This window comes from Bacillus sp. AFS001701 (assembly GCF_002559405.1).
In the GTDB taxonomy this organism is placed as follows: domain Bacteria; phylum Bacillota; class Bacilli; order Bacillales; family Bacillaceae_G; genus Gottfriedia.
On record NZ_NTZO01000167.1, the window covers coordinates 1 to 11,121 of the forward strand.

Consider the following 11,121-nt stretch of genomic DNA (forward strand, 5'->3'; position numbering starts at 1 on the left):
GTCCATTCTGGTAATGATTTAAGTTTAATATTTAATGTTAAATTGATTTTAGCAATTTTTGCTTTTTCTTTATTGATAATATTAATTTTATGTTCTCCGTATAATGTTTCAATTGAAAAATTGTTTTTTAAATTCTCTCCGTTTGTTTTTTGCTCCTTCTTGATATCCAATTTTTGTGATTTATCATTATTTTTATTTGGTTCATTTACCAAAAACTCATAATATCCTTTCTTATTTTTTTCAGTTAGTGTTTTTAAAATATACCCTTCTTTGTTAGTTATTTTTAATTTAACTTTGTCACCTTTAAATATTGCTAGTCCATTTAATTGTATTTCGCCTTCATTATCTAGATTGATGGTTGGAAGATATATATCAGTACCTTTGTCATAATATTGTGACTCGAGAGAGTGTAAGTTTGTTTCTGGTAGACCATCATATTTGTAACCTTGCTCAATTACATTGGTTAAATAAAGAGGAGTCTTCTTTAATAACGGTTTCATAACTTCGTCTATCGGTATTTCACTAACAGCAAATGATACATTAAGAATAACAGGATCTTTACAGACTGATTCTATCACTTTAGAAATACCTAACTTACTATATGTATCCCCTAAAATGAATGTTTGAATTTGTCCCATTACATTGTGATATTGAGATTTATAGCCAATATTAGCTTTTAATTCTGCAGGGTCTTTAGCAAGTACTGAGACCATTGTAGCTTTTTTATCTTCCGTATAATTAGGAAAAATAACACTAGATTTAAGCATGCCATTTTCTACATCAACTCCAGCTATATGAATGATACCGATTTCATCAATGATATTTTTAGGAATACATCCATTTAATAGGAAACATAAAATGATTGATAGAACAATTTGAATAATGAATTTTACTTTCCTTTTGGAATTTTTCAATCTATTCATCATTCAAATCCCCTCTTGGCTTCGGATTATTATATTTTTTATATTTTTCATGTATTTGTGGGTGGAGATAACTTGGTCTAGTATTATTTTTTTTAAAAGGTAGTCTAAAGATTGTATCTGAAACTGAACTTCTTAACGGAAACAGTGGAACCAAATAAGGTGTCCCAAATGATTTCAATCTAAATAAATGTCCCAATATTAATACAAAACCTACCATAATTCCTAATCCTCCAAATAAAGAGGACAATATTATAAAAAGAAATCTTAATACTCGAATTGTATTTGAAATGACAAAAATAGGTGTAGTAAATGATGCCAATGCTGAAAGCGCAACAATGATTAATAAAATATTACTTGTTAATGCAGCAGCAACAGCAGCTTGTCCAATTACGATACCTCCTACTATTCCTAAAGTTTGTCCAACCTTTGTTGGTAATCGTGCCCCAGCTTCACGTAATAACTCAATTGTAAGTTCTAAAAAAATGACTTCTAGAAAGGGGGGGAATGGCACATCAGCTCTCGATTCTATAATTGGTCCTAATAAAGCCTTTGGGACCATTTCATAATGAAATGTTAATAATGCAATATAGATTGAAGAAGAAAAAACAGAAAAAATCACACCTATAATTCGAATAAATCGAAAAAAAGAACCTAAAACCCAGTTTAAATAATAATCTTCTGGAGAAGTAAAAAAATCTAACAATGTTGAAGGGCCTGATATTGCATAAGGTGTTCCATCGCTAAATATTGCAACTTGACCACTAGTAATTGCATAAGTAATCCGATCAATTCTCTCTGTTGATAAATAAAGAGGGAAGGGAGTATTTTGATTATCCCTAATAATTTGATCTAAAGTAGAAGTATCCCAAACAATATCAAAATCAATACTGTTTAACTTTTCTTTTACTGTTTCAATATATTTGACGTTCGTAATTCCATCTAAATAGGCAATCATAACTCTGGTTTTTGATAATGATCCAATGATTATTTCTTCCGTTACAAGTTTTGGTGAATTAATTTTTCTTCTTAATAGGTTAATGTTTGTATCAATATCTTCTACAAAACCCATTTTAGGTCCTACGACACTAAACTCATTTTCAGAATCATTAAATTGTCTTAAACCTGTTAAACCATTATTAAGATTAATTAATAGAAAACTTGACGAATCACTTTCAATTTGTACAATGACTTGACCTTTATATAATTTATTTTCAATCTCTTTTAAATCATCTGTAATACTCATCTCTTCAAGTGGCAATAGATCTTGAAGTTCCTTTAAAGTACTGATTTTTAAATCGATATCTTTTACTTTTAAATTGGGTAGAAATATATTTTGCATTAGCTCATGATTAATCAAAGTAGAAAAGTATGTAATCAGTATTTTCGTATCGTTAATTGTTTTTTCTATTTGACTAAAGTCTCTTGATTTCCTTGCAATCTTAATAAGCCCATCGAATGATAATATTTGTTGGCTATTCATTTTCATTTCACCCTAATTGATTATTATCAATTATTCTTTGTTTTGGATCTCAGAACTATTCATAATAGATTCTTCGGGAATTGAAAAGTCTAATATATTTTGGTATCTGTGAGCCTGCCTAAACGTTTTTAACATATGAGAATCGTAAAACAATTACATTACTTTAACTAGTAAAACTTTTAAATATTAGGCTCTGTCAAAGTAAAATGTTGATATTCGATATTTCAAAAATGACTGTCAATTTAGACAGTCATTCTACGATCTTATTCAAATAAAGCATGCATTAGCCATCCATGAATAAAAGATTCACAACAGTGAATGAAAATGGCTGTACTCCATCACTTATTGTGCCCTCTTCAGAACATGAAAAGAGACGAATAAGTGACCTTTTTGTACAACTAACTGGCGCGTTAGCCAACCATGAATTAATAATTCACCACAGTGAATGGAAGTTTTTAACTTACTTCCATAGTAGTTGAGTAACATAGGACTACTTCGGTAGTCCCTTTTTTATTGCGCTAACTGGCTGTTAAATTGATAAGGCAAGGGGTTTAAATTTTATAAGATGGAATACTAATTAATAGAAATGACTCATACTTGGACTATCTATAATATGAGGTGAAATTAATGAGGAAAATTATCATTCTTTTTATTGTAATAATTAGTGGTTACTCAATTTACTACAATAAACAATATCATGTGAAAAATAACAATAAGTCGATTCAAACTTATGTAGAGAAATTTATTAATAGAGATGAAGAAAATGAAATGGATCCTAAAATAATCGAAGTTGTTCGATTGGGGGATTCAAAAACTTATTTGGCTTCGTTTGTTAGTGAAAAAATGCTAGGGTACGCGATGCCTTTTAGTTTAGGTTCTAAATAAATGAAATCGTCGGTTTCTGTTCGGATGTATTTCTTGTATTCTGCATATAGTTTTTTCGGTCTTCGGGTTTCGTAAATTCCATTAATCCAGCTGGTGAGCCATCTTCAAACGAAAGCAGTACACCAAATTCTTTTTTTCGCAATCCAGTTATATAAATATTATTTTCATACTTATAGGCAATCACCTTTTTCCAATCATGTGACCGACTACCAGGACGATATATTGAATCTGCTTTCTTTAAAACAATCCCTTCGAAGTCTTTTTCTTTAACAAGATCAAAATACTCGCTTCCTTGACCTTCTATGTGTTGGACAAACGCAATTCTCTTATCATCTGTTAAGATACTTTCTAGCAAGGGTACCACCAGCAAAACGCGGATTTACAACGTTAAGGAACATATGAGTATAAAAAACCTAAAAATGAAGACAAGCGTGTTGATATATGTGATGACTATATCAACACGCTTGTCCATGATCAACGGGCTTATACCGTTTTATTGTAAAAATAAATGATCTTATATTGGGGGATAGGGCCAACTATTTTGGACGCCACCATCGATAACGATGACTTGACCGGTAATGTACGAGGCAGATCGACTACTTAAGAATAGCAATGAGTCTGCGACCTCTCTTGGTTGTGCTAGGCGTCTCATTGGAATGACTGCTTCAGTGGCTTCACGTTTACCGGATGAGTCGAGAAAGGCTTCCATTCTAGGGTTGCCTATGACTCCAGGGGCTACGCCGTTTACGCGAATTCCCTTTGCTGCAAATTCTACTGCCGCACTTCGAATCAAGGAAATTTGTGCCGCCTTGGCTGCAGCATAAGGTGCATTATTCGGAAGACCAGCAAACCCTCCCGCTGAGGTTACGTAGGTAACACTTGAGCCAGGGTTAAGTCTGTGTATTGCTTCTTTGGCCACTCTTCTTGCATGATCAAAGACAATTTCAAAATGCCATTTCCAGTGTGCTTCATCCGCTTCTGCAATGGGTTTCGGTTTTAGCATGCCGACCACATCAATGACACCATGGAGAGAACCGAATGTTGATTCAGCTTTATCAAAGACCTCTGCGATTGCTGTGGGATTAGTGACATCCATTGTAATGGCGAGAGATTGTTGTAACTTCGCGGCTACGGTTTTTGCAGCTGCTTCGTCAATGTCAGCGCAGACAACAGAAGCACCGTTGTGATCAAGTTTTTGCGCGATTTGTTGTCCAATACCGCTTCCTGTTCCTATTACAAGAAAAGTGGTGCCGTTAAGGTCGGGGTATAAGGCAAACTCATTGGGTGCGTCGCTTATATGGTTCAATATTGTGCCTCCTGTTTTGTTTTATTCAATAGAGGACGATAGATGAGTTCAAGGTCATCCGATAGCATTGATTTTACGTCTTGACTCCGTTTGTCGCAGAGAATTTCATCTTCCTCATTTTTAATACCCTCAAAAATAGCTTGGGCAATAACATCCGGTGTGATTTTCGGGCCATTGATATGTTGTGTCATCGGAGTATCCGTGTAGCCGAGTATCACGCCAGTTACACCAACGCCATATTGAGCAAACTCTAATCGTAATGAGTTGGTATATGACCAAGCGGCTGCTTTTGATGCTGCATATCCTGCGTGCGAGGGAAGGGCAACCCAAGCAGTGACTGATAAAAGGTTGATTAAACGGCTGTTGGCGCGTTGACGAAGAGACGGTAAAAATGCATGAGCAAGTCTTAACATACCGAAGCAGTTGACTTCGAATTCGTCTTTGGCCACCAGAATTCCTTCTTCGGGATTATTAACAGGATGGCGTAAAATACCTGTGGCATTAATAACTAAGTCAAGTGGTCCTGTGATATTGACAGCCGAAGCGACGCTGGCTGGATTGGTAACATCGATACTTACTGTCAGTGGCATAGTGCTTTCATGCATTACTCCACGGAATACTTTTGCACCTGCTTGCGTAAATAGTTGGCACAGTGGCTGACCTATCCCACCGTCTGCGCCGGCTATAAACACAGATTTTCCGTTCATGTCCATGTTAAATTTCTCCTAAGACATCGCCGAATTCCAACTCGGCACGACTACGTGTTTGAAAACCACGTTCGTTGAGGGCGGCAATGCGCGCTGCGCTTGAGTCATCACGGGCTAGAATTTGGAAAAAGCCAGAGTCCACTTGAACGTCTTCTTTTGGTGGAAGTCCTGCGGCATTGATTCTTCTTTTGGCAAGTCGAACCGCTGCTTCTGGGAATTTAGCAATTCTTTCAGCAAGTGCGGTGACAAAAGGTAATAGTTCATTTTGAGGAATTGCTCGATTGATTATTCCAATGCGTTCAGCTTCTTGAGCATTCCAATCGTCTGATCCTAGGATGACTTCCATAGCATTACCACGGCCACATAGGCGTACAAGATGTTGAATGGCGCCGGCACCAGGATAGACGCCAACTCCGATCTCAGGTTGACCGATAACTCCATGTTCAAGCGAAGCAAAACGCATATCACAAGCATATAGAAATTCCCCACCAGCACCTCGTGCACGTCCTTCTAACATAGCGATAGTAACGGGGCGAGACTCGCTTAATCGACGATACAGCGCACCAAGACTAATGTCATCTGGCCCACCTGATGTCGCGGCTACTGCTGTGTATTCTGCGATTTTGTTCATGTCAACGTGGGGAATGAAAAAGTCTGGATCTGAGCTACGGAAAACGATAACTCGACATTTATCATCTTTTTGTGTTTCGTCAAGCAGCGTGATGAGATCGCGAACGAATTTTTCATCGATCAAGTTCATTGGCGGGTTGTCGATGCTTACCCACAAAACGCCGGCTTTTAATTCAGTGGTCATTGATTTGAATGTTACTTTCATAATTAAGGATCTCCTTTTACTTTAAAATAATTAGTGAATTCAAACTAATATCACTATACTGAAAATATTAACAATGTCACTTGCAAATTGCAACTGAAATAACTATACTGAAAATACTAACAATTTAACTTGCGAATTGCAACTAGTATCACTAAATTGAAAACGCTGACAATTCGCGAGTTAAATTTTATTCTATTAATTAAGGGGTTAAGGAGGAACATAATGAAAAGTAATAACGCTCTAGAAGACATTACAATGAAGGCAACACAGACAAATGGGAACAAGGAGAGAAGGCGCATTTTATTTGCGACGGGGATTGGAACCGCGATTGAATGGTATGACTTTTTCCTTTATGCACAGTGCGCCGCAATCGTGTTTGGGCCACTGTACTATGAGGAATTTGGCGCTCAGTCCGCTTTCCTATTGTCATTAGCAACAATCGGTATCAGTTTTTTATTCCGTCCACTGGGTGCAATCCTTGCAGGCCATTTTGGTGATAAAATTGGGCGTAAACGTATGTTGGTAATTACGTTGTACGTGATGGGGGGGGCCACAATTTTGATTGGTTTTATTCCAACAGCCGCTCAAATTGGATTTGCCGCTCCAGTCTTACTCATATTGCTGCGGATCATTCAAGGCTTATCTGCAGGAGGTGAGTGGGGTGGAGCTGTATTGATGGCAGTTGAGTCAGCACCGAAGGGGAAACGTGGTCGATTCGGTGCGTCTCCGCAAATAGGCGCACCAATGGGTTTGTTGCTCTCAACAGGCGCTCTTGCTGGTATGACAGCGATTGTAGGCCAAGAAGCATTTTTGGAATGGGGCTGGCGAGTACCATTTTTAATGAGTGCTGTTTTGATCTATGCAGGTAATAAGGTTAGACGCCGTGTTGATGAGTCTCCTGTTTTTGTTCAAATGGCGAAGGAAGGGGCTACTCGTCGTCTACCAGTAAGACAATTATTTCGTAATAATGCATTGTTAGTGATTATATCAGCACTAGTTTACGCGGGTAATAGTGGGCCATCTTATATAGTGGCAGGAGGGTTTTGGCAGAGTTATGTTACTTCCGCAACACACCCATTTCCTTTAAGCCAAGGAACGGCTTTTGAGATTGTTACTTTTTCCGGTTTGTTTTGGGTTGTCGCTGTTTATATTTCTGCTGCGCTTTCTGATCGTATTGGTCGGCGTAACACTTATATCATTGGTTGGATAATGATATTAGTGGCTACGTACCCACTGCTTCTCTCAATGCAGAGTGGTAATGTCTGGTTCCTATTCTTTGGCGTTACTGTTTATCAGGTTGCAATGATGTTTACATATGGGCCAATGGCTGCCTATTTTGCTGAGCTATTTCCTGCCAATGTACGTTATTCCGGTATTGCCATCTCATATTCGATTGGAGCGATTATAGGTGGTGCATTTGCTCCGATGATTGCAGCGGTTTTAGTTAAATCGACCGGGTCATTATATTCAGTGGGTATCTATATTGGTGTTTTAACTTTAATCAGTCTAGTGGCGACACTGATACTTAGAAATCGCTCAGATGTTGATCTGAGTCCTGAATCGGCTGATTATTCATCATCACCATTTTATGGCTTAGGCTCATCGAGCAAGAAGATTACTAAGCCAGGTGCATAACTTAATAATTTATATTACTCAATTCAAAGGAAGGTAGTAACTATGGATACTATAAGAACGGATATTAATATTTCTCTACCAGATGGCGTTAATCTCGGTGCTTGGTTGTATACACCGAGCACCGAGGGCCTGCATCCTGCCATTACTATGGCACACGGCTTCGGAGGTACCAAGTATCATGGTATTGAGCGTGTTGCACGCCGCATCGCTGAAGCTGGGTTTGTCGTTTGTTTGCATGATCATCGAGGGTTTGGTGACAGTGATGGAGAGCCTCGCCAAGACATCGATCCTTATCGTCAAATTGAAGATTGGCGTCGCGTGATTTCGTATCTTCAGACATTAGATGTCGTTAACCCTGAGAAGATTGGTATCTGGGGTACTAGTTATTCAGGAGGACATGCAATTGTATTAGGCGCTACCGATCGCCGAATTCGTGCTGTTTATACTCAAGTACCAACGACAAGTGGTTTTGAGAGCGGACGTCGACGTATCGCTCCTCATTTGGTTGCTCAAGTTGAACGAGAGTTTGCGGCTGATGAAGTTGCTCAAGCAAAAGGTCATCCCCCAGTTTCACAACGCTTGGTGAGTGCCAATCTTGAGGAGCGCGCTTCCTACCGTAGTTCAGATGCTATCGCTTTTTATTTGCAGGATATTCCACCGGGAAAATGGGACAATATCGTCACGATTCAATCTAATCGCCGTGCTCGCTCATACGATCCAGGGCATTGGATTGATCAAATATCTCCTACGCCTCTTTTAATGGTGGTGGCTACTGAGGATACTATTACGCCTGCTGATTTAGCGCTATCAGCATATGAGCGTGCGCTTGAGCCGAAGGAGCTGCTGATGATCCCGGGTGGCCACTTCGATCCATATTTGATTGGTTTTGAGCAGACCTCTAGTGCAGCTGTAGCCTTTTTTAATAAAAATCTAAAAGGGTAATTGATAGGCTATTAGGGATAGTTGAAGATATTTGCTCAAGGTTAGTTTGATTTATTAAGTTATTGATAGTCTAATGCCGAGAGCAAATATTTTTCGCATAAGTTTATAGTGGTAAACGCTGGTAATTGCGCTTGATATTTGTTTAGTATGAGTTGAGAGCGCTATTGATTAGTCATATTGCCCATATTTGATAGTTGCTAGCAGACTGCCATAAGGTATTCGTTTAATGTAACTTGGTTCGTGCTAAACTCAGACACTTGGTTAGGGATAAGATTAATTTGTTTTATAAGCGTCAATAGCCCCTTATCCTGATTTTGGGATAAGGGGCTATTTGACGCTTACTTTGTTTTGATGTAACTTATAAGTAGTAATATCTGGATACAATAGCTTATATCAATAGAAGAAGGGGTTAATTAAAATGAAACACAGCGATTTTGCTAATTCTCCATGTCCTATCGATAGGAGCCTTAACGTTGTTGGTGACACATGGACTTTACAGATATTGCGAGATGCAATGCATGGCGTAACTCGATTTAATGACTTTCGCTCCCACATTGGTGTAGCAACGAATATTCTTTCTGCACGTTTACAGAAATTAGTCAATGAGGGGATTTTTGAGGTTCATAAATCAGAGATGGGTAATTCCCATAATTACATATTGACTGATAAAGGCCGCGATCTTCATTTGGTTCTATCAGCACTGCGCCAATGGGGACAGCAACATTTATTCGATGATAGTGAAATGATTAACCGGGCCATTGATGCCAAAACAGGCCTTTCACCTAAGCGGATGATGTTATTAGCTGAGGATGGACGAGAGCTGAGTCCTGAAGATCTTCTTGTCGTGCAATCCCTTCGATGTGATCCGATAGAAGATGCCACTGTTGTAGACACCCCTCGTCGCCGTTCTAATACAAATGTTGAAAAATCAAGTTTAGAGAATAATAAAACTGCTCTTAAAAAGTAGTATTGGTGTTGATGTTGTTTGGGGTACTGCCAGCAAAACGCCAAAAATATACGCTAAGAAATCGTTCAGAAAATCAGAAGTAGCTGGACACCTTAGCGTATGTTTTCTGCTAAATGTTAGCGAGACCCCTTTTTAAACACAAGATTAAGGACGCCAAACAGGACTGTGAAAATCACGCCTAGTAAGGCACAAGTAACCGTAACTGTTAATGGATCCATCATTTCTTTACCTCAATTCCGAAACGGTTCTTGTATGCCAGTAAGTTAAACTGGTACCCATGTCAAGGACACATGAATAAAAGAGTTAAGAAGCAGCTAAGAGATGATTCCTATATTGTGGTCTTACCCCTGTCAAGTAGACAGTAATAGATTAGATGCCTTTTCATTAAGCAGCCTTAGTTCTAAACTCTATAGGACTAAAGTTGTTTAATTTTTTTTGAGATCGTTTGTTATTGTTATACTTCATATATCTTTTTACGACTTTTAAAACTTCCTCTTTCTCATGAAACTCATTTCTATAGAAACATTCTGCTTTAAAATGGCTAAAAAAACCCTCTATACAAGCATTAGCATAACAATTACCTTTCCTAGACATACTTACTTTCATTTTGTATTTATTTAAAAGTAGGTTATATTTCTTGGAGGTGTATTGATACCCTTGATCACTATGTAGTAATGTATCGTGGACAACGTACGGGAATTCGACTTATTTTAACTTAAATTTCACTTAGCGTACAAAATTTCCGAAATGTTGGCGGTACCCCTTATTCCTTTTGCACTTCTTTTTACACCAAAAAAAGAAAGTTTAAACAAAGAAAATATCGAGTCTTATTAACTTAAAGCATGCGTTAGTTGAATTGCGATGTCTACTTCGGTAGACCTTTTTATGTGCGCCCAGCATGTACATCACCTATAGGTGCAAGTCCCGAGCTATGAAGGCAGTAGTAGTGGTTAGCCTAAGACAAGGGTGTCCGTGGTGACGCGGAATCTGAAGGAAGTCGGCGGCAAATTTCCGGCCTAAGGAACACGAACTTCATATAAGGCTAGGTAACATTGGATGAGGTTTCAATATAATGAAACAAAAGAATCGCTAAAGAAATAACTTGTATACAAAATATTAGTATACAAGTCACTTGTATGCGTGTTATAGTCAGAATAGTAAGAATATATAGAGTTAAAGAATTGAGGGCGGTAAAGGTAATGGACATATGTGTACATTTCCTTCTAGGAAAAGCTTTGCAAAAAGTAAATCAAATAAGTAAATCTAAGTTATCACCTTATGGTGTTACGCCAGTTCAATTCGCTTTGCTTAATATCCTTTGGAAAAAAGACGGACAGGTTGGTGCTAAACTGGGTAAAGTGCTTCAGTTGGACAGTGCGACAATCACTGGGTTACTTGACCGATTGGAAACCAATGGGTTTATCGAAAGACGAGTTATATC

12 protein-coding genes are annotated in these 11,121 nt (G+C 38.1%); 5 read left to right on the top strand and 7 right to left on the bottom strand.

Going from position 1 to position 11,121, the window contains the following annotated elements:
- Both CN514_RS12645 and CN514_RS12650 read right to left on the bottom strand, forming a co-directional pair.
- A partial coding sequence (locus tag CN514_RS12645) for a Ger(x)C family spore germination protein (protein ID WP_098232900.1) occupies positions 1 to 923 on the bottom strand: 923 nt, incomplete at its 3' end.
- Complete coding sequence (locus CN514_RS12650; RefSeq protein ID WP_286141665.1) at positions 916 to 2,403, bottom strand: spore germination protein; 1,488 nt, start codon at positions 2,401 to 2,403, stop codon at positions 916 to 918. The genes CN514_RS12650 and CN514_RS12645, both read right to left, overlap by 8 nt.
- A gap of 627 nt (positions 2,404 to 3,030) precedes the next feature.
- Here CN514_RS12650 and CN514_RS12655 point away from each other — a divergent pair.
- Positions 3,031 to 3,288 (top strand): hypothetical protein, encoded by a 258-nt coding sequence (locus CN514_RS12655; protein ID WP_098232902.1) that lies wholly within the window; start codon positions 3,031 to 3,033, stop codon positions 3,286 to 3,288.
- Here CN514_RS12655 and CN514_RS12660 read toward each other — a convergent pair.
- The 4 genes from CN514_RS12660 to CN514_RS12675 form a co-directional block, all read right to left on the bottom strand.
- Complete coding sequence (locus CN514_RS12660) at positions 3,281 to 3,643, bottom strand: ATP-dependent DNA ligase (protein WP_176525892.1); 363 nt, start codon at positions 3,641 to 3,643, stop codon at positions 3,281 to 3,283. The two genes, CN514_RS12655 and CN514_RS12660, sit on opposite strands and share 8 nt — an antisense overlap.
- A 159-nt stretch (positions 3,644 to 3,802) precedes the next feature.
- The gene (locus CN514_RS12665; protein ID WP_176525893.1) at positions 3,803 to 4,594 is read right to left on the bottom strand and encodes an SDR family NAD(P)-dependent oxidoreductase; all 792 of its coding nucleotides are present in this window, start codon (positions 4,592 to 4,594) and stop codon (positions 3,803 to 3,805) included.
- Positions 4,591 to 5,307: an SDR family NAD(P)-dependent oxidoreductase gene (locus CN514_RS12670; RefSeq protein ID WP_098232905.1), complete on the bottom strand. Its 717-nt coding sequence runs from the start codon at positions 5,305 to 5,307 to the stop codon at positions 4,591 to 4,593. The genes CN514_RS12665 and CN514_RS12670 overlap by 4 nt, the downstream gene beginning before the upstream one ends.
- Before the next feature lies 1 nt (position 5,308).
- Entirely contained in the window at positions 5,309 to 6,136 is an 828-nt protein-coding gene (locus CN514_RS12675) for an enoyl-CoA hydratase/isomerase family protein (RefSeq protein WP_098232906.1), read from the bottom strand.
- A 222-nt stretch (positions 6,137 to 6,358) separates the two neighbouring features.
- Between CN514_RS12675 and CN514_RS12680 the strand changes: the two genes are divergently transcribed.
- The 3 genes from CN514_RS12680 (at position 6,359) to CN514_RS12690 (ending at position 9,680) form a co-directional block, all read left to right on the top strand.
- Positions 6,359 to 7,771, top strand: a complete 1,413-nt coding sequence (locus CN514_RS12680; protein WP_217993926.1) for an MFS transporter — start codon at positions 6,359 to 6,361, stop codon at positions 7,769 to 7,771.
- 42 nt (positions 7,772 to 7,813) lie between these two features.
- Complete coding sequence (locus tag CN514_RS12685; protein WP_098232907.1) at positions 7,814 to 8,713, top strand: alpha/beta hydrolase; 900 nt, start codon at positions 7,814 to 7,816, stop codon at positions 8,711 to 8,713.
- 418 nt (positions 8,714 to 9,131) lie between these two features.
- Positions 9,132 to 9,680, top strand: coding sequence for a winged helix-turn-helix transcriptional regulator (locus tag CN514_RS12690; RefSeq protein ID WP_098232908.1), 549 nt, complete (start codon positions 9,132 to 9,134; stop codon positions 9,678 to 9,680).
- Positions 9,681 to 10,064: 384 nt separating this feature from the next.
- Here the strand turns inward: CN514_RS12690 and CN514_RS26840 are convergent, their stop codons facing one another.
- Complete coding sequence (locus tag CN514_RS26840; protein ID WP_098232909.1) at positions 10,065 to 10,286, bottom strand: IS3 family transposase; 222 nt, start codon at positions 10,284 to 10,286, stop codon at positions 10,065 to 10,067.
- Between the two features lie 593 nt (positions 10,287 to 10,879).
- On the opposite strand from CN514_RS26840, the gene CN514_RS12700 reads away from it, so the two are divergent.
- A partial coding sequence (locus CN514_RS12700) for a MarR family transcriptional regulator (protein WP_286141666.1) occupies positions 10,880 to 11,121 on the top strand: 242 nt, incomplete at its 3' end.